Source organism: Streptomyces sp. NPDC058683 (genome assembly GCF_042716195.1).
GTDB lineage: Bacteria > Actinomycetota > Actinomycetes > Streptomycetales > Streptomycetaceae > Streptomyces.
Genome location: NZ_JBHXSK010000015.1, coordinates 134,414 through 159,341, shown reverse-complemented (window position 1 = coordinate 159,341; position 24,928 = coordinate 134,414). Strand labels below are relative to the sequence as shown.

General features: G+C 69.2%; 25 protein-coding genes. 21 read left to right on the top strand and 4 right to left on the bottom strand.

What is annotated here, in order from left to right:
* The first annotated feature begins 79 nt into the window (after positions 1-79).
* Both ACFWXC_RS18620 and ACFWXC_RS18615 read left to right on the top strand, forming a co-directional pair.
* On the top strand, positions 80-781 hold the full coding sequence (locus ACFWXC_RS18620; protein WP_384479910.1) for an HAD family hydrolase: 702 nt from the start codon (positions 80-82) through the stop codon (positions 779-781).
* 423 nt (positions 782-1,204) lie between these two features.
* Positions 1,205-2,809 (top strand): ABC transporter substrate-binding protein, encoded by a 1,605-nt coding sequence (locus tag ACFWXC_RS18615; protein ID WP_384479908.1) that lies wholly within the window; start codon positions 1,205-1,207, stop codon positions 2,807-2,809.
* Between the two features lie 68 nt (positions 2,810-2,877).
* On the opposite strand, the gene ACFWXC_RS18610 is transcribed toward ACFWXC_RS18615, so the two are convergent.
* Both ACFWXC_RS18610 and ACFWXC_RS18605 read right to left on the bottom strand, forming a co-directional pair.
* On the bottom strand, positions 2,878-3,549 hold the full coding sequence (locus ACFWXC_RS18610) for a response regulator transcription factor (protein ID WP_020939010.1): 672 nt from the start codon (positions 3,547-3,549) through the stop codon (positions 2,878-2,880).
* Between the two features lie 15 nt (positions 3,550-3,564).
* On the bottom strand, positions 3,565-4,500 hold the full coding sequence (locus ACFWXC_RS18605) for a RecB family exonuclease (protein WP_384479906.1): 936 nt from the start codon (positions 4,498-4,500) through the stop codon (positions 3,565-3,567).
* A gap of 140 nt (positions 4,501-4,640) precedes the next feature.
* Here ACFWXC_RS18605 and ACFWXC_RS18600 point away from each other — a divergent pair, with 140 nt between their 5' ends.
* The 3 genes from ACFWXC_RS18600 (at position 4,641) to ACFWXC_RS18590 (ending at position 8,066) form a co-directional block, all read left to right on the top strand.
* Positions 4,641-6,209: a site-2 protease family protein gene (locus ACFWXC_RS18600; protein ID WP_384479905.1), complete on the top strand. Its 1,569-nt coding sequence runs from the start codon at positions 4,641-4,643 to the stop codon at positions 6,207-6,209.
* A gap of 71 nt (positions 6,210-6,280) precedes the next feature.
* Entirely contained in the window at positions 6,281-7,183 is a 903-nt protein-coding gene (locus ACFWXC_RS18595; RefSeq protein ID WP_351700261.1) for a tRNA (adenine-N1)-methyltransferase, read from the top strand.
* A gap of 301 nt (positions 7,184-7,484) precedes the next feature.
* Entirely contained in the window at positions 7,485-8,066 is a 582-nt protein-coding gene (locus tag ACFWXC_RS18590) for a hypothetical protein (RefSeq protein WP_384479903.1), read from the top strand.
* 46 nt (positions 8,067-8,112) lie between these two features.
* On the opposite strand, the gene ACFWXC_RS18585 is transcribed toward ACFWXC_RS18590, so the two are convergent.
* Positions 8,113-8,418, bottom strand: coding sequence for a ferredoxin (locus ACFWXC_RS18585; protein WP_365796809.1), 306 nt, complete (start codon positions 8,416-8,418; stop codon positions 8,113-8,115).
* Between the two features lie 536 nt (positions 8,419-8,954).
* Between ACFWXC_RS18585 and arc the strand changes: the two genes are divergently transcribed.
* The 6 genes from arc (at position 8,955) to prcA (ending at position 15,123) form a co-directional block, all read left to right on the top strand.
* Positions 8,955-10,721, top strand: coding sequence for a proteasome ATPase (arc, locus tag ACFWXC_RS18580; protein ID WP_384479901.1), 1,767 nt, complete (start codon positions 8,955-8,957; stop codon positions 10,719-10,721).
* Between the two features lie 244 nt (positions 10,722-10,965).
* The gene (dop, locus tag ACFWXC_RS18575; RefSeq protein WP_384479899.1) at positions 10,966-12,477 is read left to right on the top strand and encodes a depupylase/deamidase Dop; all 1,512 of its coding nucleotides are present in this window, start codon (positions 10,966-10,968) and stop codon (positions 12,475-12,477) included.
* Between the two features lie 195 nt (positions 12,478-12,672).
* Positions 12,673-12,891: a ubiquitin-like protein Pup gene (locus tag ACFWXC_RS18570; protein WP_351700277.1), complete on the top strand. Its 219-nt coding sequence runs from the start codon at positions 12,673-12,675 to the stop codon at positions 12,889-12,891.
* A 32-nt stretch (positions 12,892-12,923) separates the two neighbouring features.
* On the top strand, positions 12,924-13,493 hold the full coding sequence (locus ACFWXC_RS18565; RefSeq protein WP_384479897.1) for an endonuclease VII domain-containing protein: 570 nt from the start codon (positions 12,924-12,926) through the stop codon (positions 13,491-13,493).
* Positions 13,445-14,290 carry a proteasome subunit beta gene (gene prcB, locus ACFWXC_RS18560; RefSeq protein ID WP_384479895.1) on the top strand — a complete coding sequence of 282 codons (846 nt, stop codon included), beginning with the start codon at positions 13,445-13,447 and terminating at the stop codon, positions 14,288-14,290. The genes ACFWXC_RS18565 and prcB overlap by 49 nt, the downstream gene beginning before the upstream one ends.
* Before the next feature lie 71 nt (positions 14,291-14,361).
* Positions 14,362-15,123, top strand: a complete 762-nt coding sequence (prcA, locus tag ACFWXC_RS18555) for a proteasome subunit alpha (protein ID WP_384479893.1) — start codon at positions 14,362-14,364, stop codon at positions 15,121-15,123.
* Positions 15,124-15,203: 80 nt separating this feature from the next.
* Here prcA and ACFWXC_RS18550 read toward each other — a convergent pair whose 3' ends face one another.
* Positions 15,204-16,220: a LacI family DNA-binding transcriptional regulator gene (locus tag ACFWXC_RS18550; protein ID WP_384479892.1), complete on the bottom strand. Its 1,017-nt coding sequence runs from the start codon at positions 16,218-16,220 to the stop codon at positions 15,204-15,206.
* A gap of 88 nt (positions 16,221-16,308) precedes the next feature.
* Here ACFWXC_RS18550 and ACFWXC_RS18545 point away from each other — a divergent pair, with 88 nt between their 5' ends.
* The 10 genes from ACFWXC_RS18545 to tatC all read left to right on the top strand — a co-directional run bounded on the left by ACFWXC_RS18545 (position 16,309) and on the right by tatC (position 24,817).
* Positions 16,309-17,568: an MFS transporter gene (locus ACFWXC_RS18545; RefSeq protein WP_384479890.1), complete on the top strand. Its 1,260-nt coding sequence runs from the start codon at positions 16,309-16,311 to the stop codon at positions 17,566-17,568.
* 9 nt (positions 17,569-17,577) lie between these two features.
* Positions 17,578-18,939 carry a Pup--protein ligase gene (gene pafA / locus ACFWXC_RS18540; protein ID WP_020117715.1) on the top strand — a complete coding sequence of 454 codons (1,362 nt, stop codon included), beginning with the start codon at positions 17,578-17,580 and terminating at the stop codon, positions 18,937-18,939.
* Between the two features lie 104 nt (positions 18,940-19,043).
* Entirely contained in the window at positions 19,044-20,045 is a 1,002-nt protein-coding gene (locus ACFWXC_RS18535; protein ID WP_384479888.1) for an FKBP-type peptidyl-prolyl cis-trans isomerase, read from the top strand.
* A gap of 74 nt (positions 20,046-20,119) precedes the next feature.
* Positions 20,120-20,491: an FKBP-type peptidyl-prolyl cis-trans isomerase gene (locus tag ACFWXC_RS18530; protein ID WP_384479886.1), complete on the top strand. Its 372-nt coding sequence runs from the start codon at positions 20,120-20,122 to the stop codon at positions 20,489-20,491.
* Between the two features lie 206 nt (positions 20,492-20,697).
* Positions 20,698-21,699, top strand: a complete 1,002-nt coding sequence (locus tag ACFWXC_RS18525; protein WP_384479884.1) for a helix-turn-helix transcriptional regulator — start codon at positions 20,698-20,700, stop codon at positions 21,697-21,699.
* A 19-nt stretch (positions 21,700-21,718) separates the two neighbouring features.
* Positions 21,719-22,729, top strand: a complete 1,011-nt coding sequence (locus ACFWXC_RS18520) for a helix-turn-helix transcriptional regulator (protein ID WP_384479882.1) — start codon at positions 21,719-21,721, stop codon at positions 22,727-22,729.
* The gene (locus tag ACFWXC_RS18515; RefSeq protein ID WP_384479880.1) at positions 22,722-23,063 is read left to right on the top strand and encodes a hypothetical protein; all 342 of its coding nucleotides are present in this window, start codon (positions 22,722-22,724) and stop codon (positions 23,061-23,063) included. Before ACFWXC_RS18520 ends, ACFWXC_RS18515 begins: the two co-directional genes overlap by 8 nt.
* Positions 23,064-23,073: 10 nt before the next feature.
* Positions 23,074-23,268: a hypothetical protein gene (locus ACFWXC_RS18510; RefSeq protein ID WP_351700309.1), complete on the top strand. Its 195-nt coding sequence runs from the start codon at positions 23,074-23,076 to the stop codon at positions 23,266-23,268.
* A 260-nt stretch (positions 23,269-23,528) separates the two neighbouring features.
* Entirely contained in the window at positions 23,529-23,825 is a 297-nt protein-coding gene (gene tatA, locus ACFWXC_RS18505) for a Sec-independent protein translocase subunit TatA (protein WP_384479878.1), read from the top strand.
* A 47-nt stretch (positions 23,826-23,872) separates the two neighbouring features.
* The gene (tatC, locus tag ACFWXC_RS18500; RefSeq protein WP_384479876.1) at positions 23,873-24,817 is read left to right on the top strand and encodes a twin-arginine translocase subunit TatC; all 945 of its coding nucleotides are present in this window, start codon (positions 23,873-23,875) and stop codon (positions 24,815-24,817) included.
* Positions 24,818-24,928: the final 111 nt, after the last annotated feature.

Genomic DNA, 24,928 nt, shown 5'->3' with positions numbered 1-24,928 from the left:
AGTCGTACACTGGTCGGTCCACAGCAGGCCGGTTCCCCGCATGGGAACCGGCCTGGTCGTCCCTCAAGGAGGTGTGTGGATGACCAGCACGGTCCCCGCGCTCGGAACCCGTACGGCGGAAGGCTCAGCCCTCCAGGCGGTGCTCCTCGACATGGACGGCACCCTGGTGGACACCGAGGGCTTCTGGTGGGACGTCGAGGTCGAGATCTTCGCCCGCCTCGGCCACGCCCTCGACGAGTCCTGGCGCCATGTCGTGGTCGGCGGCCCCATGACCCGCAGCGCCGGGTTCCTCATCGAGGCCACCGGAGCGGCCATCACGCTCGCCGAACTGAGCGTGCTGCTCAACGACGGCTTCGAGCAGCGCATCGGCACCGCCCTGCCGCTGATGCCGGGCGCCGAGCGGCTCCTCGCCGAACTCCACGAACAGCAGATCCCCACCGCCCTGGTCTCCGCCTCGCACCGGCGCATCATCGACCGCGTCCTGACCTCACTGGGCCCCCAGCACTTCGCCCTGTCCGTCGCCGGCGACGAGGTCTCCCGCACCAAGCCCTATCCGGACCCGTATCTGCTCGCCGCCGCCGGCCTCGGGGCGGATCCGGCCAGATGCGCGGTCGTCGAGGACACCGCGACCGGTGTCGCCGCCGCCGAGGCCGCCGGCTGCCAGGTGGTCGCCGTACCGTCCGTCGCGCCCATCGCCCCGGCCGAGCGGCGCACCGTGGTCACCTCCCTGGAAGAGGTCGACCTGGCATTCCTGCGTGGACTGATGACGGAAATGCGCTAGCCGTTCACCCAGCGTGCGAGCAGCATTGGGTGAAATCCCGGCGGCGCTCATTCAACGGAATTCGCAACTGTTCAACCGGCTGAATTCCGATACCCACCCCCGCCATTGCGCGTGTGACGTTCCCCACGTGCGCGGGGGTCGACAACGTTGCCCGGGTGTGCAGCTTCCCCCCTGATCGGGGGGAATTCAGGCGCCCTTGTGTCCCGATTGGGGAGACGCTGCACTAATCCTGCCGCCGTCGGGTTTTCGGTCTGTCCGCAGCCGGTTCCGCTGCGTGATGGAACCTCAACTCATGCGCCTGTGAGCCCTCCTGCGGGCGCGGACTAATCTCATCGCGAGAACATCGCCGTTACCCCCGTGGTCCGCTTCGACACCCCTGCATGCCGGATACACGGACTCGAACAGCTCTGGAGAACTTCGAGCATGAACCGCAAGACTTTGGTGCTGCCGGCTGTAATCGGCCTGCTCACTCCGGTTCTCGCCGCGTGCGGTGGATCCGACAGTGGCAGCGCGAGTGACGGCGCGATCGTCGTCGGCACCACCGACCGGTTCACCGCCACGAAGGACGCCCCGGCGCCGGTCGATCCCGCGTACTCCTACGACGTCGGCGGCTGGAACATCCTGCGTCAGACGGTGCAGACCCTGATGAGTCAGCCCAAGGGCGAGGGCGACCCGGTCCCCGACGCCGCCGAGAGCTGCTCCTTCACCGACAGCGGCAGCGAGCGCTACGCGTGCAAGCTGCGCGAGGGCCTGAAGTTCTCCGACGGCAACGCCGTCACCGCCGCGGACGTCAAGTGGTCCATGCAGCGCGCCCTGCGGATCAAGTCCGACAGTGGCGTCTTCGCCCTCCTCTCGAACATCGACACCATCGAGACCCAGGGCGACCGCGAGGTCATCTTCCACCTCAAGACCCCCGACGCCACCTTCCCGTACAAGCTGTCCACTCCGGTCGCGGGCATCGTGAACCCGAAGGACTACGAGAAGGACAAGCTCCGCGACGGCTTCGACATCGACGGCTCCGGCCCCTACACCTTCAAGGCCGACGTCAAGAACGACGAGATCGTCTCCGCCACCTTCACCAAGAACCCGAACTACAAGGGCAGCGTGAAGGTGAACAACGAGCAGGTCGTCATGCGCTCGTACGAGGACGCCGACGCCATGGGCGAGGCCATCGACAAGGGCGACATCGACCTGATGACCCGCACCATGTCGCCGGCCCAGATCAAGAAGCTCGACACCGGCGACGACGCCAACGTCGACCTCGTCGAGATCTCCGGCCTGGAGATCCGCTACCTCGGCTTCAACACCGACGCGCCCACGGTCAAGTCCAAGGCCGTCCGTCAGGCCATGGCCCAGGTCATCAACCGCGACGAACTCGTCGCCAAGGTGTACGGCACCCAGGCCGAGCCGCTGTACTCCCTGGTCCCGGCCTCCGTGACCGGCCACTCCAACTCCTTCTTCAACAAGTACGGCGACCCGAACGTCTCCAAGGCCAAGAGCCTGCTGACCGCGGCGAACATCACAACCCCGGTGAAGCTCACGCTGCACTACACGACCGACCACTACGGTCCGGCCACCAAGCAGGAGTTCGAGGTCCTCAAGCAGCAGCTCAACGACAGCGGCCTGTTCGACGTCAGCGTCGAGGGCACCCCCTGGGCGACCTACCAGACGGCCGAACGCAAGGGCGAGTACGACGTCTACGGCATGGGCTGGTTCCCCGACTTCCCGGACGCCGACAACTTCCTCGCGCCGTTCCTCGACAAGGACAACTTCCTCAAGTCGCCCTACGTCAACGACCGGATCATCAACACGCTGATCCCCGATTCCCGCCGCGAGGCCGACCGGGCCAGCGCGACCGGCAGCCTGACCGAGATCCAGGACGACGTCGCCAATGACGTCCCGGTGCTGCCGCTGTGGCAGGGCAAGCAGTTCGTCGCCGCCCGCGACGACATCACGGGTGTCGCCTACGCCCTCAACTCCTCCGCCAGCCTCCAGCTGTGGGAGCTCGGCCGCGGCTCCAGCAGCTGACGACCGGTCACACGACGCGAAGGGCGCCCCCTCTCCACGGAGAGGGGGCGCCCTTGCCGTTCCCCGGCCTACTGCGCGCCGGGCCGCACCAGACCGCTCTCGTACGCGTACACCGCCGCCTGCACCCGGTCCCGCAGCCCCAGCTTGGTCAGCACATGCCCCACATGCGTCTTCACCGTGGTCTCGCTGACGAACAGATCGGCGGCGATCTCCGCGTTCGACAGCCCCCGCGCCACCAGCTTCAGCACCTCCACCTCACGGTCGGTGAGCGTGTGCAGGGTGTCCGGCACCGGCTCCTCGCCGGACGGCAGATGCGTGGCGTACTTGTCCAGCAGCCGGCGCGTGATGCTCGGCGCCAGCATCGCCTCGCCGCCCGCCACCACCCGGATCGCCTGCACCAGCTCGTTGGCCGGGGCGTCCTTCAACAGGAAGCCGCTGGCGCCCGCACGCAGCGCCTCCACCACGTACTCGTCGAGATCGAACGTGGTCAGCACCAGCACCTTCGCCGGGCCGTCCCGGCCGGGACCGGTGATCTGCCGGGTCGCCTCCACGCCGTCCATCCGTGGCATCCGGATGTCCATCAGCACCACATCCGGCTGGAGGGCGCGCACCTGGTCGAGAGCCTGAAGGCCGTCTCCGGCCTCGCCCACGACCGCGATGTCCTGCTCGGCCTCCAGGATCATCCGGAACCCGGTTCGCAGCAGTGGCTGGTCGTCGACCAGTAGGACGCGGATGGCCACGGTGAGTCTCCTTCGCTAGTCCGCGCCCATTCTGCCCTGCGGAAGGTCCCCGGACTCGGCCGACCTCACCGGCAGCGGGTACGGCGGGGGAGTACCGCCGAACTCCGGGCAGTGCGCCTGGTGGTCGCACCAGCCGCACAGCTTCGTCGGACGCGGCCGCCACTCCCCGGACTCCGTCGCCTGCCGGATCGCCTCCCACAGCGCGAGCAGCTTGCGCTCCACCCGCTCCAGATCGGCGAGCACCGGGTCGTACGTCAGCACGTCACCGCTGCCGAGATAGACCAGCTGCAGCCGCCTCGGCACCACGTTCTTCAGCCGCCACACCACCAGGGCGTAGAACTTCATCTGGAACAGCGCGCCCTCGGCGTACTCCGGTCGCGGTGCCTTGCCGGTCTTGTAGTCGACGATCCGCACCTCACCCGTCGGCGCCACGTCGACCCGGTCGATGATCCCGCGCAGCCGCAGACCCGACTCCAGCTCCGTCTCGACGAACAGCTCCCGCTCCACCGGCTCCAGCCGCGACGGATCCTCCAGCGTGAACCAGCGCTCGACGAGCTGCTCCGCCTCACCCAGCCAACGGGCCAGCCGCTCGCCCTCGGGATCCTCCGCGAACAGCTCACCGACCTCCGGCCTGCTCTCCCGCAGCCGGTCCCACTGCCCCGGAACCAGCGACTTGGCCCGCGGCGCCGTCCGCTCCGCGGCGGGCGCGTCGAAGAGCCGCTCCAGGACCGCGTGCACCAGCGTCCCCCGGGTCGCCGCCTCGCTCGGCTTCTCCGGCAGCCGGTCGATCACCCGGAACCGGTACAGCAACGGACACTGCATGAAGTCACTGGCCCGCGACGGTGACAGCGAGGACGGCGGCCCCGCCGCCCGCACCGCCGTGACCGGCCCTTCCCCCTGAGGGACGGCCGCGCCCTGAGCCGGCGAGTCGTCCTCGATGCTGCTCTCCATGACCACAGACCATACGGCCCGCCACTGACAGTCACCCAACCCGCGCTACGCCCCGGCCAACACAAGGGGTGCCGGGGCGAAACGCGTCACGACGGCCGCATACCATCGACCGGAGACGACGTTTCTAACGAGGGGACACCGTGGACGTGAGCGGCGGGAGCGGGCAGCCCCGGTCGGACGACGGCGAACCGACCGAACGGCCCGCAGGTCCTACGGCCCCGACCAACGACGGAGGCCCGGACCTCACCGACGCCCCGACGACTCCGCCAGGGGCCGGGACGCCCGCCGGCACCGGGAAACCGGAGCCGAAGCCGGAACCGCCCGCCGGGACGCCCACACCGGAGAACAAGAACCCGAAGACGCCTGCCGAACCACCGGCCCCCGCCACCGACGAGACCGCCGCCCCCGGCGCTTCCGGCTCTGACGAGACCGGCGGTGCTGGTATCTCCGGCCCCGACCGGACCGGCGGTAGCGGCGCCGCCCGCCCCGACGAGACCGGCGGGCGTGGCCACGCGCACTCCGGTATGGCGAAGGGGCAGCCGCCGCGGCGGCCCAGGGAACCCGGCGGCGGACTGCTCATGGGGCGGCCCTTCGGCGTACCCGTGTACGTCGCCCCCAGCTGGTTCATCGTCGCCGCGCTGATCACCTGGGTCTTCGGCGGCCAGCTCGACCGCGTGTTGCCCGAACTCGGCGCCGCCCGCTACCTCGTCTCCCTCTTCTTCGCCATCGCCTTCTACGCCTCCGTCCTGGTCCACGAACTCGCCCACACGGTCGCCGCGATCCGCTTCAAACTCCCCGTCCGCCGTATCCAGCTGCAGTTCTTCGGCGGCGTCTCCGAGATCGAGAAGGAGGCCGAGACCCCCGGAAGGGAGTTCGTGCTGGCCTTCGTCGGCCCACTGCTCTCCCTCGTCCTCTCCGGCCTCTTCTACCTCGCCATGCAGCCCGTCCGGCCCGGCACGGTCCCCGGCGTCCTGCTGGCCGGCCTGATGGTCTCCAACCTCATCGTGGCCATCTTCAACCTCCTGCCCGGCCTGCCCCTCGACGGCGGCCGGATGCTCCGCGCCGTCGTCTGGAAGATCACCGGCAGGCCCATGAGCGGCACCGTCGCCGCCGCCTGGGTCGGCCGCGCCCTCGCCGTCGCCGTCCTGATCGGCCTCCCGCTGCTCAACTACTCGGGCGCCTTCGGCGGCGGCACCGAGGACGCCAACGGCATGGACGCCCTCACCGACGGCCTGCTCGCCGCCGTCCTCGCCGCGATCATCTGGACCGGCGCCGGCAACAGCCTGCGCATGGCCAGGCTGCGCGAACACCTCCCGGAGCTGCGCGCCCGCACCCTCACCCGCCGCGCCGTCCCCGTGGAGACCGAGACGCCCCTCTCCGAGGCCCTGCGCCGCGCCAACGCCGCCGGGGCCCGCGCCCTGGTCGTCGTCGACGCCGACGGCAACCCCCTCTCCCTGGTCCGCGAGGCCGCCATCGTCGGCGTACCCGAGCACCGCCGCCCCTGGGTCGCCGTCAGCGGCCTCGCCCAGGACCTCACCGACGGCATGCGCGTCTCCGCGGAACTGGCCGGAGAGGACCTCCTCGACGTGCTGCGCGCCACCCCCGCCACCGAGTACCTGGTGGTCGAGGAGACCGGCGAGATCTACGGTGTCCTGTCGGCGGCCGACGTTGAGCGCGCCTTCGTACGGGCCATGGCCCGCCCCAGCTGAGCCCCGCTCCGCCCGGGCGGAGCGCGTTCCCCGTGGTCGGTGGCCCCCACAAACCCCGGTAGGCTGTTCACATGTCCGAACCGACCGGTGCCGCCCGCAGGCGCGGGCCCTTCAAGGTCGGGGACCAGGTTCAGCTGACCGACCCCAAGGGTCGCCACTACACGTTCACGCTCGAAGCCGGGAAGAACTTCCACACCCACAAGGGCTCCTTCCCGCACGACGAACTGATCGGCGCTCCCGAGGGCAGCGTTGTCCGCACCACCGGCAACGTCGCCTACCTCGCGCTGCGCCCCCTGCTCCCCGACTACGTCCTGTCCATGCCCCGCGGGGCAGCCGTCGTCTACCCCAAGGACGCGGGGCAGATCCTCTCCTTCGCCGACATCTTCCCCGGCGCCCGCGTCGTCGAAGCCGGCGTCGGCTCCGGCTCGCTCAGCAGCTTCCTGCTGCGCGCCATCGGCGACCAGGGCATGCTGCACAGCTACGAGCGCCGCGAGGACTTCGCCGAGATCGCCCAGCAGAACGTGGAACGCTACTTCGGCGGCCCGCACCCTGCCTGGCAGCTCACCGTCGGCGACCTCCAGGACAACCTGTCGGACACCGACGTCGACCGTGTCATCCTCGACATGCTCGCCCCCTGGGAGTGCCTGGAGGCCGTCTCCAAGGCGCTCGTGCCCGGCGGCATCCTGTGCTGCTACGTCGCCACCACCACCCAGCTCGCGCGGACCGTCGAGTCCATCCGCGAGATCGGCTGCTTCAACGAGCCGACCTCCTGGGAGACGATGATCCGCAACTGGCACGTCGAAGGCCTGGCCGTCCGCCCCGACCACCGGATGATCGGCCACACCGGCTTCCTGCTCACCGCCCGCCGCCTCGCGGACGGCGTCGAGCCGCCCATGCGCCGCCGCCGCCCCGCCAAGGGCGCCTACGGCGAGGACTACGACGGTCCCAACGCCGACGGCGGCACCGGCCGCTGAGCCGTCCCGTCATCGCGTCGCAGCGTCAACGTACGAGCGCCGCTGCCGAGTTCCCCCGACCCGACCGGAACTCGGCAGCGGCGCTCACGCGTTGACGCGGCAGGACAGCCGACGCGGCACAGCACCACGGAACCTTCGCCGGCTGTGGCGGAACCCCGCCGGAGCTGTGGCGGAAGCCCCGCCGGCTGTCGCGGGAGTCGGCCGGCGTCGGAAGCACACCCCGCCGTTCCCCACCCACTGTGACGTGTGGCACTATGCAGGCCATCCCCCACCGGCACAGGCCTCACAGGAGACACTCCTAGTGCAGCAATCCGTGGTCCCGGAGCTCGCTCACACCGACCCCCGCCCCATGCACTGGCTCGCGACCGCCACTGCTGTGACCGGCGTCATCGCGCTGTCATCCCTCTTCCAGCCGGGCGCGGCCAAGGCCGCCCAGCCCACGGCCGGCACCGAGACGAAACCCACCCCCGCGGCCACCGCGCCGCCCAGCGTCACCGGCGTGGACTTCCCCCTCGACTGCGGCCCCGTGAAGGAGATGGTCGTCAAGAAAGCCGCCGGCGACCTCGACGGCGACGGCAGACCGGAAACCGTGGCGGTGGTCCACTGCGACTCGGCCATGGGCACCCCGCCCGACGGCGTCTACGTCCTCACCCAGGCCGCCGACGCCACCCGCCCCCGCGTCGTCGCCACCCTCGTCGACCCCAAGGACCGGCTCACGGTCACCGACTTCACCGTCGCCGCCGGAACGGTCACCGCGACCCTGCTCGGCTATTCCTCGGACAATGTGCCCAGTTGCTGCCCGGACGTGAAGAACCGCGCCACCTGGCGCTGGGACGGCCACACCTTCGTCCGTTCCACCCCCGCGGCCGCCCACAGCGTCTGACCGCCGCACCCGCACGACCCACAGGCCACGCGGGGTGGCCGGAAAGTCACTCCGCGTCCGGGCCGTACACCTCGACCCGGTCCGTGACCCTGCGCACATGAATGCACTCGCCCGGACACTCCCGCGCCGAATCCACCACATCAGTCAGCAGCGGCAACGGCACCGGCACCGTCGCCCCCTTCGCCTGCAGCAGCTCGTCGTCCACGCCCTTCACATAGGCCAGGCCGTCGATGTCCAGCTCGAACACCTCCGGGGCGTACTGGGCACAGATCCCGTCACCCGTACAAAGATCCTGGTCGATCCAGACCTCAAGCGCCTCCGCGCCGGCCAGGGCCTCCTGCTGCACGGTCATCTCTCCTGCCGTCGAAAGCGCCGGACGGCCGGACCAGGCGGTCACCCGGTCCCGCCCCGGCGGGTGTTGAACTCCTTCGACCCTACCCCCGCCCGAACCACCCCCGGCCGTGCCCTCCGCCGCGCACCCGACCGCGCCCGGCGGGCCCTCCGACCCGCGCGCACGGCGCACCCGGCCGCGCGGGACAACGGCGCTCGGCCACCGGATCGATCGACTTGAGCCAACCCGCGACCCGTGCCCACGATCACCCGCGCCACCCGACCGGTTGCTCTGTGTAAGGGAGCCCTCACCGGGGCACAACCCCTGAACCGGCATCGGAGCGGACAACTCCGGTCAGTCACGAAGGGTTTTGACCGCTCCCGGCCTGGAACACGCAGCTTCTGAATCGCGTTGAGTGGGTATCCACCGGGCACGAGGGAGAAGCGATGGGTGACCGACGACACACCTTGACAGTCTTTGTGATCTAGGGGTTTCAATCGACACCCACCCAGGTAGGGTCTGGAAGCGTCCAGCTCCCCTTGGAGGAGGTGAGGACCGTGGCAGCCCACGACGACGACATGAACCGCGGCATCCGCCCGGGACGAGGGTCCGACGACCCCGCCGGGCAGATTGCCTACCTTGAGCAGGAGATCGCCGTCCTGCGACGCAAGCTCGCCGACTCTCCGCGACACACGAGGATTCTCGAAGAGCGGATCGTCGAGCTGCAGACGAACCTGGCCGGCGTGTCCGCCCAGAACGAACGACTCGCGAACACACTCCGCGAGGCCCGCGACCAGATCGTGGCCCTCAAGGAGGAAGTCGACCGGCTCGCACAGCCGCCGGCCGGCTTCGGTGTCTTCCTCACAGCGAACGAGGACGGCACCGCCGACATCTTCACCGGCGGCCGCAAACTGCGGGTGAACGTCAGCCCAAGCGTTGACCTGGACGAGCTCAGGCGCGGCCAGGAAGTCATGCTCAACGAAGCGCTCAACGTGGTCGAGGCCATGGAGTACGAGCGCGTCGGCGACATCGTCACCCTCAAGGAGATTCTCGAGGACGGCGAACGCGCCCTGGTGCTGGGGCACACCGACGAGGAGCGGGTGGTGCGGCTCGCCGAGCCGCTGCTGGACGTGAACATCCGCCCCGGCGACGCCCTGCTGCTGGAACCCCGCTCCGGCTACGTCTACGAGATCGTTCCCAAGAGCGAGGTCGAGGAACTCGTCCTCGAAGAGGTCCCCGACATCGGCTACGAGCAGATCGGTGGCCTCGGCGGCCAGATCGAGGCCATCCGCGACGCGGTCGAGCTGCCGTACCTCTACCCGGACCTGTTCAAGGAGCACGAACTGCGCCCGCCCAAGGGTGTCCTGCTCTACGGACCGCCCGGATGCGGCAAGACGCTCATCGCCAAGGCCGTCGCCAACTCGCTGGCCAAGAAGGTCGCCGAGGTCACCGGCCAGGCCGCCGGCAAGAGCTTCTTCCTCAACATCAAGGGCCCCGAGCTCCTGAACAAGTACGTCGGCGAGACCGAGCGGCAGATCCGCCTCGTCTTCCAGCGTGCCCGGGAGAAGGCCAGCGAGGGCACCCCCGTCATCGTCTTCTTCGACGAGATGGAGTCCCTCTTCCGCACCCGCGGCTCCGGCGTCAGCTCGGACGTGGAGAACACCATCGTCCCCCAGCTGCTCGCCGAGATCGACGGTGTCGAAGGCCTGCAGAACGTGGTCGTCATCGGCGCCTCCAACCGCGAGGACATGATCGACCCCGCCATCCTCCGCCCCGGCCGCCTCGACGTGAAGATCAAGATCGAGCGCCCGGACGCCGAGGCAGCCAAGGACATCTTCGGCAAGTACCTCACCGAACGCCTCCCGCTGCACCCCGACGACGTCGGCGAGCACGGCGGCAGCAAGACGACCACCGTCGAGAGCATGATCCAGACGGCCGTCGAACACATGTACACGGAATCCGAGGAGAACCGCTTCCTGGAGGTCACCTACGCCAACGGTGACAAGGAAGTCCTCTACTTCAAGGACTTCAACTCCGGCGCCATGATCGAGAACATCGTGGGCCGCGCCAAGAAGATGGCCATCAAGGACTTCCTCGACAACAAGCAGAAGGGCATCCGCGTCTCGCACCTCCTCCAGGCCTGCGTGGACGAGTTCAAGGAGAACGAGGACCTGCCCAACACCACCAACCCCGACGACTGGGCCCGAATCTCCGGAAAGAAGGGCGAGCGGATCGTCTACATCCGTACCCTCATCACCGGAAAGCAGGGCGCCGACACCGGGCGCTCCATCGACACGGTGGCAAACACCGGGCAGTACCTGTAGAACACAGGGCGGCTGCGGGTGCCCCCACCGGGTACCCGCAGCCGACTGTTTTTCCGGCCAAAACCGGAACCGAGGCGAGCAAGGCAATGACGCAAATGATCTCCCCACCAGCGCAAAGGCGTTCTAGGCTCTTTCCTACCGCCGAGTCGCGCAGTGCGGGGACGGGCACCGCACACGCACCGGAGCGCCAGCGGTACGCGAGCGGAGCCCACGACCGAGGGCTCCGCCGGGCAAGGAGGGCCGCATGACCGTACGGCGAGTAATGGGCATCGAGACGGAGTACGGGATCTCCGTCCCCGGCCACCCCAATGCCAATGCCATGCTCACCTCATCCCAGATCGTCAACGCCTACGCGGCGGCGATGCACCGGGCCCGCCGCGCCCGCTGGGACTTCGAGGAGGAGAACCCGCTGCGGGACGCCCGAGGATTCGACCTCGCCCGCGAGGCCGCCGACGCCAGCCAGCTCACCGACGAGGACATCGGCCTCGCCAACGTCATCCTCACCAACGGCGCCCGCCTCTACGTGGACCACGCCCACCCCGAATACAGCTCCCCCGAGGTCACCAACCCCCGCGACGCCGTCCTCTGGGACAAGGCCGGCGAACGCATCATGGCCGAGGCCGCCGAACGAGCCGCCCAGCTCCCCGGCGCCCAGCCCATCCACCTGTACAAGAACAACACCGACAACAAGGGCGCCTCCTACGGCACGCACGAGAACTACCTGATGAAGCGGGAAACCCCCTTCTCCGACATCGTGCGCCACCTCACCCCCTTCTTCGTCTCCCGCCAGGTCGTCACCGGCGCCGGCCGCGTCGGCATCGGCCAGGACGGCCATGAGCACGGCTTCCAGCTCAGCCAGCGCGCCGACTACTTCGAGGTCGAGGTCGGCCTGGAGACCACCCTCAAGCGCCCCATCATCAACACCCGCGACGAGCCGCACGCGGACGCCGAGAAATACCGCCGGCTGCACGTGATCATCGGCGACGCGAACCTCTCGGAGATCTCGACCTACCTCAAGCTCGGGACCACGGCCCTGGTCCTCTCGATGATCGAGGACGGCTTCATCGCGGTCGACCTCGCCGTCGACCAGCCCGTACGGACCCTCCACCAGGTCTCCCACGACCCCAGCCTCAAGCGCCTCGTCACGCTCCGCAGCGGCCGCACACTCACCGCCGTCCAGCTCCAGATGGAGTACTACGAGCTCTCCCGGAAATACGTCGAGGAGCGCTACGGCTCCGACGCCGACGAACAGACCCGGGACGTCCTGCAGCGCTGGGAGGACACCCTCAACCGCCTGGAGAACGACCCCATGAGTCTCTCCGGCGAACTCGACTGGGTGGCCAAGAAGGAGCTCATGGAGGGCTACCGGCGCCGCGACGACCTCGACTGGGACGCCGCCAAGCTCCACCTCCTCGACCTCCAGTACGCCGACGTACGGGCCGAGAAGGGCCTCTACAACCGCCTCGCGGCCCGCGGACGCATCAAGCGGCTGCTCGCCGAGGCCGACGTCGACAAGGCCCGCACGAGCCCGCCTGAGGACACCCGCGCGTACTTCCGCGGCCGCTGCCTGGAGCAGTACGCCGACGACGTCGCCGCCGCCAGCTGGGACTCGGTCATCTTCGACCTTCCGGGCCGGGACAGCCTCCAGCGCGTCCCAACCCTGGAACCACTACGCGGAACGCGAAATCACGTCAAGGCGCTCCTGGACCGCTGCCGCACCGCAGAAGACCTGGTCAGGGTCCTCTCCGGCGGCTGAACCAGCACCCGGACCGTACCGGGCGGCCGGGGTCAAAACCCCGCCGCCCGGGAATCATCGAGGTGGCCCCCGTACGTTGGAGAAACTGCGGGGCCGATGTCGGACCCGGCTTGTAGGGTCTGATCACCACCGATCGGCAGGAATGCCGACCTGTCGACCATGTCGGGCGAACGCGAACTGAGCGGGGTGAGGGTTATGGCAACCAAGGACACCGGCGGCGGACAGCAGAAGGCCACACGTTCCACCGAGGAGGCCGAGGAGCAGACGCAGGAAGCGCAGGCTTCGGAGGACCTCAAGGAGCGCCACGAGAAGCTGTCGGACGACGTGGACTCCGTCCTGGACGAGATTGACGATGTCCTTGAGGAGAATGCCGAGGACTTCGTTCGCTCATTCGTCCAGAAGGGTGGCGAGTAGCCTTCGAATCGAAGGTGCCGGGGGCGCTTTGGATGGCAAGCGAAGAAGGCGCAAAGCGCTGCGTGCGGTGCGGGGAGCGCAAGCCGCACGCAGCGTTCGATCGCAAGCGATCGAATCTGGATGGGTTGCAGCGCCATTGCCGGGACTGCAGGACCAACTACCACTGCCGGGCTCCGGAACCCCTCGGCCCCGCACGAGTGCCTGAAGGGCACAAGCGGTGCCGGGGGTGCGGTGAAGTGAAGCCGCACAGCGAGTGGCACCGAAAGGGCGATGGCTTCGCCGGCCGCTGCAAGGCACGCAGGGCGGCGGTGCAGCCTGCGCATCATCTTCGACGCAAGTACGGCCTCACCGAAGTCGAGCGTGATGCGATGGTCGCCTCCCAGCATGGGCCGCGCGCGATCTGTCTATCCGCCCCGCCCGTTCATGTGGATCACTGCCACAAGACGGGTAGGGTCCGAGGCGTACTGTGCTTCAACTGCAATTCGGCCATCGGTCTGTTGAGGGACGACCCCGAGACGATCAACCGAGCAGCCGACTACCTGGAAGGAAACGCGTGGAAGCCAACACTCGTAGCACCGGGCGTCTACCAGCTGCCTTCCTGACGCCTGGGTCCTCTTCGTTCATGGACTTTCTCGGTGACCACCAGCCGGATTTGCTGCCCGGCAAGCGGCAGTTGCCGCCCGTGCAGGGGGTGATCGAGGCGCCGCACGGGACGACGATCGTGGCGGTGACCTTCCCCGGGGGCGTGGTGCTCGCCGGTGACCGTCGGGCCACGATGGGGAACGTGATCGCCCAGCGCGACATCGAGAAGGTGTTCCCGGCCGACGAGTACTCGGCGGTCGGCATCGCCGGCACCGCCGGCCTCGCCGTGGAGATGGTCAAGCTCTTCCAGCTGGAGCTGGAGCACTTCGAGAAGGTCGAGGGTGCGCAGCTGTCGCTGGAGGGCAAGGCGAACCGGCTGTCGGCGATGATCCGGTCCAACCTCGGTATGGCCATGCAGGGCCTGGCGGTCGTGCCGCTGTTCGCGGGGTTCGACGTGGACCGGGGCAGGGGGCGGATCTTCTCGTACGACGTCACGGGCGGCCGTTCCGAGGAGCACAACTTCTCCGCGACGGGTTCCGGCTCGGTCTTCGCGCGCGGGGCGATGAAGAAGCTGTTCCGTGAGGACCTGAGCGAGGAGCAGGCGACCACTCTGGTGGTGCAGGCTCTGTATGACGCGGCCGACGACGATTCGGCGACCGGTGGTCCCGATGTCGCCCGCCGGATCTTCCCGATCATCACCGTGATCACCGAGGACGGGTTCCGCCGGCTCACCGACGACGAGTCCTCCGGTCTCGCCCGTGCGGTGCTGGCGCGTCGTCTGGAGGAGCCGGACGGCCCGCGCGCGGCGCTGCTCTGAGGCGCCCGGCGCTTGTTGTGAAGGTGATCCCAGTGACTTCGACGGAACCCTAAGGAAGGGGACGGATACCGGTGTCGACGCCGTTCTATGTCTCACCTCAGCAGGCCATGGCGGACCGTGCGGAGTATGCCCGGAAGGGCATCGCGCGCGGTCGGAGTCTGGTGGTGCTCCAGTACGCCGACGGCATCGTGTTCGTCGGTGAGAACCCGTCCCGTGCGCTGCACAAGTTCAGCGAGATCTATGACCGGATCGGTTTCGCGGCCGCGGGGAAGTACAACGAGTACGAGAATCTGCGGATCGGTGGTGTGCGCTATGCCGACCTGCGGGGTTACACCTATGACCGTGACGATGTGACGGCGCGTGGTCTTGCCAACGTCTATGCGCAGACGCTGGGCACGATCTTCTCCAGTGCGGCCGAGAAGCCGTACGAGGTGGAGCTGGTGGTCGCGGAGGTCGGGGAGACTCCGGAGGGTGACCAGATCTATCGGCTGCCGCATGACGGTTCGATCGTCGATGAGCACGGTTCGGTCGCGGTCGGTGGCAATGCGGAGCAGATCAGCAGTTATCTGGACCGGGAGCACCGGGACGGTATGACTCTCGCGGAGGCTCTGAAGCTGGCGGTGACGGCTCTGTCGCGGGAGTCGAACGGCACGCAGCGGGAGATTCCGGCGGAGCGTCTGGAGGTCGCGCTGCTGGACCGTACGCGTCCGCAGAAGCGCAAGTTCAGGCGTATCGGCGGCCCGCAGCTGTCCCGGTTGCTGGAGTCGCCGGAGGGTGCGGCCACGGCTGCGGCCACCGACGAGGCGGAGGAGTCCGGCGGAGACGTCGAGTAGCCACCGCTTCCACCCGCTCTGTGCGCCCCGCCCGGCGAGTCGTCCGGGCGGGGCGCGGGTGTGTGTGCGGCCAGATGTGGCTAGGCCTGCGGTGGGGGCGCTGTGGAGCCTCGTACGACCAGCTCGACGGGGATGTCCCGGCCTTCTGGTGCGCGGCCTTCCAGGACGGCGAGGAGGGCGTGCATGCCGCGTTCGCCGAAGAGTTCGGCGTCCAGTCGTACGGTCGTGAGTTCGGGGTCGATGGCGGTGGCGAGAGCGAGGTCGTCGAGGCCGGTGACGGAGATGTCGTCGGGGATGCGCAGGCCGTGGCGGCGCAGGGCCTTGTAGGCGCCGGCGGCGAGTTTGTCGTCGTCGCAGACGAGGGCGGTGGGGTGGGGGCCGGGTGCGGCGAGGGCGGCTTCGGTGGCCGTGTGGGCGCCTTCGATGGAGATCGGGGCGTGGACGGTGCGTACCGAGGTGCCGGGCACCTGGGCGGTGCGTGCGGCCAGCTCGCGGGCGCGTACCTCGAAGGTCCAGGAGGGGATGTCGGCGGCCAGGTGGAGGAAGCGGCGGTGGCCGAGGCCCAGCAGGTGTTCGGCGACCTGGCGTACGCCGTCGGCGATGTCCAGGTTGACGGTGGCGGCTCCGAGGCTGCCGTCGGGGTCGCTGTCGAGCATCACGAGGGGGAGCTGGTCGCCGCGGATGGCGGTGAGGGCGTCGGCGGCCATGGAGGAGGCGATGACGCCGTCGAGGGCGGCCTGGGCGGAGGCGAAGGGGTCGCGAGCGGGGCCGATGCCTTGGGGGGAGGGGTAGAGGACGACGCCGAAGCCGTGGTCGGCGGCGACGCGGGCGGCGCCGGTGTAGACGCCGGCGAAGAACTCGGTGGTGAGGGCGGGGACGACGAGGAGGACGGTGCGGGTGTGGCCGAGGCGGAGGTTGCGGGCGGCGAGGTTGGGGCGGTAGCCGAGGTCGCGGGCGGCTTCCCGCACGCGTTCGGCGGTGGCCTCGGAGACGCGGCCGCGCCATTTGTCGCCGAGTACGAGTGACACGGCTGCCTGGGAGACGCCGGCGGCCTGGGCGACGTCGCGGCTCGTGGGGCGCGTGCTGCTGCGTGCCACCGGGTGCGGGCTCCTTCGTCTGGACGGGTGAACTGCGCACATGGTACGTATGGGAGTCGAAGTTATACGTAAAACTTGGAGGCGGGTCATGGCCGCGGGATACCTGGAGATCCTCAGGGCGAGGCACGCGGTCCGCCTGCTGACGGGCACCTTGGTGGGGCGGCTGCCGAACGCCACGGCCGCGATCGCGATCGTGCTGTTCGTGCGCGCGGAGGGCGGTACGTACAGCCTGGCGGGGGCGCTCGCGGCCGTGTACGGCGTCGCCAACGCGGTGGGCCAGCCGGTGCTGGGCCGGTTGGTGGACGTGCACGGGCAGCCGCGGGTCCAGTTGCCCGCGGCTGTCGCGTCGGCTCTCGCCATGGCCGGTTTCGCCTTCGCCGGCACCGATCCGCTGCCGCTCGCCTACGCGTGCGTGGCCGCGGCGGGGTTGTTCACGCCGCCACTGGAGGGCGGTCTGCGTGCGCTGTGGCCGAGTGTGCTCGGCAAGGAGGACCAGGTGCACACGGCGTATGCCATGGACGCGGTGGCGCAGGAAGTCATGTTCACGGTGGGGCCGTTGCTGGTGACGTTGTGCGTGTCGCTGTGGTCGGCGCAGGCGGCGCTGCTGGTGGTGAACGCGGTGGGCGTGCTGGGGGCGCTTTCCGTGGTCGTCTCGCCGCCTTCGCGCGCGTGGCGTTCGGCGCCGCGTGCGGCGCACTGGCTGGGTGCGCTGCGGTCGTCCGGGCTGGTGGCGCTGCTTGGTGCGTTCCTGTTCGTCGGGATCGCGCTGGGTTCCATCACGGTGGCGTCGGTGCCGTACGCGGACGAGCACGGTGGTGACGGGGTGTACGGCTGGATGATGGCGGGGCTGGGGCTGGGCGCGCTGCTCGGTGGCTCGGTGTACGGGGCGCGGCTCTGGCGGGGGGAGCCGGCGGTGCGACTACGGGTGCTGGTGGCGCTTCTGGCGGTGTGTTATCTGCCGCTGATGGTGATGCCGGGTGCGGTGGCCATGGTGTTGCTCACCGTGCTGGCGGGGGTGTTCCTGGCGCCGGCGATCGCATGTGCGTTCGTGCTGGTGGACCGGCATGCGCCGACCGGGACGGTCACCGAGGCTTTCTCCTGGCTTGTGACGACGTTCACAGTGGGCGCGTCGGTGGGAACGGGCCTGGCAGGCCCGGTCGTCGAGGCGGGCGGGGCGCTGTGGGGCTTCGCGGTACCGGGTGCGGCGGGGGGCGTGTCGTTGCTGGTCCTGGTGGTCACGCGGCGGGTCCTCGCAGCTCCCGGTGGGGGCGCGGTGGTTGCGGCTTCATTGGAAAATGATCCAAATCGTGCTGCCGAACCCCGTTTCAGCTCAGGGGATCGGGCGTAATGTTCAGTCATGGACCGCCGCATTTTCGGGCTGGAGAACGAGTACGGCGTCACGTGCACGTTCAGGGGACAGCGCCGCCTGTCGCCTGACGAGGTGGCGCGGTACCTCTTCCGCCGTGTCGTGTCATGGGGCCGTAGCAGCAATGTCTTTCTTCGTAACGGCGCCCGGCTCTATCTCGACGTGGGCTCACATCCGGAATACGCGACACCCGAGTGTGACAACGTGACCGAACTGGTCACCCACGACAAGGCCGGCGAGCGCATTCTCGAAGGACTCCTGGTGGACGCGGAACGACGCCTGCACGAGGAAGGAATCGCGGGCGACGTCTACCTTTTCAAGAACAACACGGACTCGGCGGGCAACTCCTACGGTTGCCACGAGAACTATCTGGTGGCGCGGCACGGGGAGTTCTCCCGGCTCGCGGACATCCTCATTCCGTTCCTGGTGACCCGGCAGCTGCTGTGCGGCGCCGGCAAGGTGCTGCAGACGCCGCGCGGTGCGGTGTACTGCGTCAGTCAGCGGGCGGAGCACATCTGGGAGGGTGTCTCCTCGGCGACGACCCGCTCCCGGCCGATCATCAACACGCGCGACGAGCCGCACGCGGACGCGGAGCGCTACCGCCGGCTCCATGTCATCGTCGGCGACTCGAACATGTCCGAGACGACCATGCTGCTCAAGGTCGGTGCCACCGACCTGGTGCTGCGCATGATCGAGGCGGGCACGGTGATGCGGGACCTGACCCTGGAGAACCCGATCCGGGCGATCCGCGAGGTCAGCCATGACATCACGGGCCGGCGCAAGGTGCGTCTGGCCAGTGGCCGTGAGGCCTCCGCCCTGGAGGTGCAGCGGGAGTACTACGAGAAGGCCGTGGACTTCGTCGAGCGCCGCGGTATCCGTACCGGCACGGTCGACCAGGTCCTGGAGCTGTGGGGCCGGACCCTGGACGCGATCGAGGCCGAGGACCTGGACCGGATCGGCACCGAGATCGACTGGGTGATGAAGTACAAGCTCATCGAGCGGTACCGGGCCAAGCACAACATGACCATGTCTCATCCGCGGGTGGCGCAGATAGACCTCGCTTATCACGACATCCACCGTCGTCGGGGTCTGTATTACCTGCTGGAGAGGAAGGGTCAAGCCGCGCGGATCTGCAATGACTTGAAGATCTTCGAGGGCAAGTCGGTACCGCCGCAGACGACTCGGGCGCGCCTGCGCGGTGACTTCATCCGGAGGGCTCAGGAGCAGCGGCGCGACTTCACGGTCGACTGGGTGCATCTGAAGCTCAATGACCAGGCACAGCGGACGGTGTTGTGCAAGGACCCGTTCCGTTCGGTCGACGACCGGGTGGAGAAGCTCATCGCCGGTATGTGAGCGAACGCCACACGGGCGCCGTACGTTTACCGTACGGCGCCCGTGTCACGTCGTAGAGTTGCGCGCACGCATCCGCAAGATCGATCGATTATGAGGCTGTTTCCGTGCGCCGACGCTCTCTTCTCCTTGCCGCCGTACCCGCAGGACTGGTAACGCTCGCCGCGTGCGGCGACGACAAGTCCGCTTCCAGCAAGGCCAGCGCGGCGCCGTCGGCCTCCGCCTCCTCGGTGCCGCCGCCGAAGATCGTGGACGGGCCGTTGCCGGCGATCACGGCGGGGACGAAGTTCGACGAGAAGCCGACGGTGGCCAAGGGTTCCGGGGATCCGTCGAAGGACCTGGCGGTCAAGACGGTGATCGCGGGCGGCGGCAAGGCGGTCGCGGAGAACGACTTCATCCAGGCCAACTACCTCGGGCAGATCTGGTCCACGGCGAAGGTCTTCGACCAGTCGTACGACCGTACCCCGCTGCTCATGCAGCTTGCCCAGGGCAGCATCATCGACGGCTGGCGGTACGCGCTGGCCGGGAAGAAGGTCGGCAGCCGGGTTCTGATGGCCGTGCCGCCGACCTGGGGTTACGGCACGTCGGGCAACTCGCAGGCGGGTATCAAGGGCACGGACACGCTGGTGTTCGTGGTGGATGTGCTGAACTCGTTCAACTCCAAGAGCTCCAGCACCGGCAAGGAGGTCGCGCAGAGCGACTCCGCGCTGCCCAAGGTCGGCACCAACACCGACGGCAAGGCTCCGTCGATCGACATCCCCAAGGCCGACCCGCCGAAGACGCTGGTGTCGAACTACGTCCTGGAGGGTGACGGCGCGGAGGTGAAGTCGTCGGAGACGGTCCTGTGCCAGTTCAAGGGCGAGGTCTGGGACAGCGGCAAGACCTTCGAGCAGACCTACGACAGCGGGCGGCTGGCCCAGTTCGCGATCGCGCAGATGCAGGAGGTCGTCAAGGGGCTGGCGCAGGGCATCACCGGGAAGAAGGTGGGCAGCCGGCTGCTGATCGTCGTACCGCCGGATCTGGCCTATGGGAACAACCCGCCGAGCGGTGGTGTGGTGAAGAAGGGTTCGACGCTGGTGTTCTCGGTGGACATCCTGGCGGCGATGTAGTCGCGCGGGCGGGAGCCGGGCGGGGATGAAAGACTGTCCCGGTTCCGTGTCGTACACAAGCAGGAGCGAGAGACGTGAGCATCGACAAGCCCGAGATCGACTTCCCGGGCGGCGAGCCCCCGGCCGACCTGGAGATCAAGGACATCTGGGAGGGCGACGGCGAGGTGGCCGAGGCCGGCCAGACCGTCACCGTGCACTACGTGGGTGTCGCGTTCAGTACGGGTGAGGAGTTCGACGCCAGCTGGAACCGGGGCACGCCGTTCCGCTTCCCGCTGGGCGGAGGCCGTGTCATCAAGGGCTGGGACCAGGGTGTGGAGGGCATGAAGGTCGGCGGCCGCCGCCAGCTGACCATCCCGGCCCACCTCGCCTACGGCAACCAGAGCCCGAGCCCGTTGATCCAGCCCGGTGAGACGCTGATCTTCGTCGTGGACCTGCTCGGGGTCTGAGCCCCGTGCCTGGTCGGCGCCGTTCCGGCGCTGATCGCCCTGGTCGGAAACCGGCTGGACGAGGGCCCGTGCCGTGTGCGCGGGCCCTCGGTGTTTGTCGTGTCCTGTCCGTTTCGGTCGTCATTGTTTGTACTGGCTTTTGCCGTGCCACTCCGGAGCGGTACGGTCATCGGTCAGAAGCACCATAGGGAAGGCGAAGGGCGTCGATGGCCATTGCCAAGGCCGAGCGGCTGATGAACCTGGCGCTGTGTCTGCTGGGGACGGGACGGCCGCTCAGCAAGCGTGAGCTGCGGGACTCCATCGAGGCATACGTCGAGGCCTCTGGGCCGGGTAGGGGTGTGGCCTCCGGGCCGGGAAAGGGTGCAGCCGGGTCCGACGACTCCTTCAACCGGATGTTCGAGCGGGACAAGGACGATCTGCGCGAGCTCGGACTGGTGATCGAGACCGTCGAGAACCTGGACGGCGAGGTCGGCTATCTGGCCCGCCGCGAGGGCAACCGCCTGCCCGCGATCACGCTGGACGCCGAGGAGGCCGCTGCCCTCGGGCTGGCCGCCAAGGTCTGGCAGCAGGCCCGGCTGGCCGGCGCGGCCAGCGGCGCCCTGCAGAAGCTGCGCGCCGCCGGGCTGCCCGAGGACGTCGACCCGTACGAGTCGCACGGCGCCCTGGAGCCACGCATCCCGGTGCACGAGGCCGCCTTCGAGCCGCTGATGCTGGCCTGCCGCGACCGCCGCCCGGTCGTCTTCGACTACCGCAAGGCCACCGCCGCCCGCCCCGAGCCCCGGCACGTGGAGCCGTGGGCCCTGGAGTGCTGGCGCGGCCACTGGTACCTGGCGGGCTGGGACCGGGACCGGGGTGCCGAGCGGGTGTTCCGGCTGTCCCGGATCACCGGCCGGGTGCGCTCCCGGAGCACCCGTTTCACCGTGCCCGTCCCGGACGTGGTCACCGTCCGGGAGACCGTCGCGAGCTGGGCCGGTGAGATCGCCGACCGCTCGGCGCTGATCCGGCTGCGCTCGGGCGCCGGCTACCCCCTTCGGGCGAAGGCCACGACGGTCCGGGAACTCGGCGACGGCTGGGACGAGTTGGAGATTCCGTACGGGCACGGTCTGGACGCCTGGCTGGTGGAGTTCGGGCCGGACGTGGTGGTCCTGGAGCCGGCCGAGCTGCGCGCGGACGTGGTGGACCGGCTGCGTGCCGTGGCCAAGGGCTGAGGGGGAGCGGAGCAAGACAGTGGCAGGCAAACCGGTCAGGCCCGTGAACGCCATCGACCAGACCCGGCGGATGCTCTCCCTGGTGACCTATCTGCGCGAGCGCCCCGGCGCCCGGATCGCGGACGTGGCCCGGGCCTTCGGCATCACCGAGGACGAGCTGGTCTCCGACCTGGATGTGCTGCCCATGTGCGGCACCAGCTTCCGGGGCGGCGATCTGCTGGACATCGACACCGACGGCGAGCGCATCTGGTGGCACAACGCGGCCGCGCTCGGCGAGGAGGCCGCCGAGCCGCTGAGGCTGGCCGCCGACGAGGCGACCGCGCTGCTGGTGGCCGCCCGTGCCGTGTCCACGCTGCCCGGACTGCGCGAGGGCGACCGGCAGGCGCTGCTGCGGGCCACCGCCAAGGTGGAGACCGCGGCCGGCGAGGCGGCCGGCGCCAGCGCCCGGCTGTCGGTGACCTTCGAGTCCGAGGGCGGGGTCTTCGCCGACGTCGACCGGGCGATCTCCGAGCGCCGCCGGCTGTGGATCCGCTACTACTCGCCGGCCCGCGACGAGGTCACCGAGCGCGAGATCGACCCCATCCGCCTGGTCAGCGTCGGGCACACCTACGTGGAGGCCTGGTGCCGCCGCTCCGAGGCCCGGCGCACCTTCCGCCTCGACCGGGTCGCCGAGATCAAGATCCTCGACGAGCCGTCCGCGCCCCCCGAGATCGAGCTGCGGGACCTGTCCGAGGCCCTGGTGCAGCCGGCCGCCGAGGACCCCGAGGTGGTCGTCGAGGTCGGCCCGGCCGGCCGCTGGGTCGCCGAGTACTACCCGCACGACAGCGCGGATGAGCTTCCCGACGGCGGGCTGCGTATTACTCTGCGCACCCCCGATCCGGCCTCCCTGCGCCGGCTGGCCCTCAGGCTCGGCGGCGACGGCCGGATCGTGTCGCCGCCCGAGCTGGCCGACAGCGCCCGCCGGGCGGCCCGCGAGGCCCTGGCGGCGTACGACCGTGCTGGGTACGGCGATGAGGAAGGGCATGAGTGAGGCGGCGGAGCGCGAAGGAGGGGCGAGGGATTTGAACGAGTCTTCGGGTTCCGGTGTCGCAGGCGCGAGGGACGTGACGGTCGCGGCCGCGTTCGCCGGGATGAGAAGAGTGGTCCCCGTGGTGTTCAAGGCCGGCTGCCCGGACTGCCGGGGCAGTTTCGAGCTCACCGCGAGCGCCCTGCGGCTGGCCATCGGAGCCACCAGCAAGACCACGTTCTACTCCTTCACCTGCCCCGACTGCGGCGTCCTGGTCCGCAAGCCCGCGGGCGAGCGGATCATCGAGCTGCTGACCGGCGGCGGGGTCAGGACCCTGCGGCTGCACCCCACCGTCTAGGCTCATCCGCATGTTCTGGCCGATGTTCGCGGTAGCTGTGGGTTTCGTGGGTCTCGCCGTGCTCGGCGTGCTCGCCGTCCGGGTCTTCCTGGCGGCGCGGCTGCTGGGAGCGCAGGTCACGGACTCGGCGCGGCGCATCAACCGGGCCGCCGAGGACCTGGAGCGGGCGGCGGCGAGCGCCGCGCGCACTGTGGACACCCTCTGAGACCTGCTGTGGAACCGATGTGAGTACTGCGCCATAAGCGCTTTGCGTCACTTCGCCCTGTCACGGCGCCCACCGCGGCGGGTACGCTGCTGATCGCGGCGCGGAGAACGAGGCCCGTACCGCGGACCGGGCGTACGCACAGGGATTGCCTGACGTTTACCCCTGAGCGTTACGATCGCTGTCAGCATGATTACTCGGACGCATGTCCGACGGATCGGACAGCATCCCATCCAGCCGCCTCGGTGAGAAGGTAAAGACTTATGTTCGGAAGGCTCGGAGCTCCCGAGATCATTCTCATCCTTGTCGTCGTCATCCTGCTGTTCGGCGCGAAGAAGCTTCCGGACATGGCTCGCTCGCTCGGCAAGTCCGCGCGCATCCTCAAGAGCGAAGCCAAGGCGATGAAGGAAGACGGCAGCAACAGCACCACCACCTCCTCCTCCGCCCAGGCGCCCGCCTCCGGCGAGCAGGCCCAGGCCCAGCGCACCATCCAGGCGGCTCCCGGCGACGTGACCAGCTCCCGCCCGGTCAACGAGCCGTCGGACACCACCCAGCGCTGACGCAAGGCCGGTGACCCCCGGCCTGCCGCACGAGATGAGGACGTGGGTTGCCCAAGTCTGCCCGCAAACAGGAGAGGGATCCCGAGGGGCGGATGCCTCTCGGAGATCACCTTCGTGAGCTCCGCAACCGGCTCGCGAAGGCCATGCTGGCGATCGTCCTCGTGACGGTGGTCGCCGCCTTCTTCTACAACGACATCATCAACTTCCTCACCAAGCCGGTCCTCGACTCGGTCGGCTGTGAGCAGGCCTTCGGGGAACTGGCCAGGGCCAAGTCCGACTCCCACCCCTGCGCGCAGATCACGATCAACGGTCTGCTCGCGCCCTTCACGCTGGCCCTCCAGGTCTCGCTGATGGCGGGCGTGGTGTTCGCCTCGCCGGTCTGGCTGTACCAGCTGTGGGCGTTCGTCGCGCCCGGTCTGCACCGGAGCGAGAAGAAGTACGCCTACGCGTTCGTCGCCACCGGCGTTCCGCTCTTCTTCGGCGGCGCGTTCTTCGCGTACAAGGTCCTGCCGACCACCGCGAAGGTGCTCCTCCAGTTCACCCCGCACAGCGTGAGCAACCTGCTGCCGCTGGACGACCTGCTCCAGCTGGTCACCCGCATGGTGATCGTCTTCGGGCTCTCCTTCGAGCTGCCGCTGCTGCTGGTGATGCTCAATCTCACCGGCATCGTCACCGGCCGGCGGATGCTCGGCTGGTGGCGGGCGATGATCCTCGGGATCACGGTCTTCGCCGCCGTCGCCACCCCGAGCACCGACCCGCTCTCCATGCTGGCGCTCGCCGGGCCGATCTGGGTGCTGTACTTCGGTGCGGTCCTCTTCTCGCTGGTCAACGACCGGCGCAGGCGCCGCCGCGACGCCGCGGGTCCCGGCGACGACGAGGCCTCCGACCTCGACCTCACGCCCGACGACATCGGCGAGATCGAGACCGTCTCCGCCAGCCGCGCGCTGCCCGAGACCCCGGAGCGGGTCAACGGCTACGACGACGTGACCTGACCGGGTCCCTACCGGCCATCGAGAGGTGGGGGCGCCCCCCCCCCCGGGGCCCCCCGGGTTGTGGGGGGGTGGCCGTGTGGGGTAAAAATAATAGAGGTTTTAGTGGGGGGC

Bases quoted from the DNA above. Each gene is read 5' to 3' on its own strand.
- ACFWXC_RS18595 (WP_351700261.1), top strand. From the start codon at position 6,281: ATGTCCGAACCGACCGGTGCCGCCCGCAGGCGCGGGCCCTTCAAGGTC.
- ACFWXC_RS18605 (WP_384479906.1), bottom strand. From the start codon at position 4,500: ATGGAGAGCAGCATCGAGGACGACTCGCCGGCTCAGGGCGCGGCCGTC.
- tatA (WP_384479878.1), top strand. From the start codon at position 23,529: ATGTTCGGAAGGCTCGGAGCTCCCGAGATCATTCTCATCCTTGTCGTC.
- ACFWXC_RS18570 (WP_351700277.1), top strand. From the start codon at position 12,673: ATGGCAACCAAGGACACCGGCGGCGGACAGCAGAAGGCCACACGTTCC.
- pafA (WP_020117715.1), top strand. From the start codon at position 17,578: ATGGACCGCCGCATTTTCGGGCTGGAGAACGAGTACGGCGTCACGTGC.
- dop (WP_384479899.1), top strand. From the start codon at position 10,966: ATGACCGTACGGCGAGTAATGGGCATCGAGACGGAGTACGGGATCTCC.
- ACFWXC_RS18510 (WP_351700309.1), top strand. From the start codon at position 23,074: ATGTTCTGGCCGATGTTCGCGGTAGCTGTGGGTTTCGTGGGTCTCGCC.
- ACFWXC_RS18615 (WP_384479908.1), top strand. From the start codon at position 1,205: ATGAACCGCAAGACTTTGGTGCTGCCGGCTGTAATCGGCCTGCTCACT.
- ACFWXC_RS18515 (WP_384479880.1), top strand. From the start codon at position 22,722: ATGAGTGAGGCGGCGGAGCGCGAAGGAGGGGCGAGGGATTTGAACGAG.
- ACFWXC_RS18620 (WP_384479910.1), top strand. From the start codon at position 80: ATGACCAGCACGGTCCCCGCGCTCGGAACCCGTACGGCGGAAGGCTCA.
- ACFWXC_RS18525 (WP_384479884.1), top strand. From the start codon at position 20,698: ATGGCCATTGCCAAGGCCGAGCGGCTGATGAACCTGGCGCTGTGTCTG.
- ACFWXC_RS18545 (WP_384479890.1), top strand. From the start codon at position 16,309: ATGGCCGCGGGATACCTGGAGATCCTCAGGGCGAGGCACGCGGTCCGC.
- ACFWXC_RS18585 (WP_365796809.1), bottom strand. From the start codon at position 8,418: ATGACCGTGCAGCAGGAGGCCCTGGCCGGCGCGGAGGCGCTTGAGGTC.
- ACFWXC_RS18565 (WP_384479897.1), top strand. From the start codon at position 12,924: ATGGCAAGCGAAGAAGGCGCAAAGCGCTGCGTGCGGTGCGGGGAGCGC.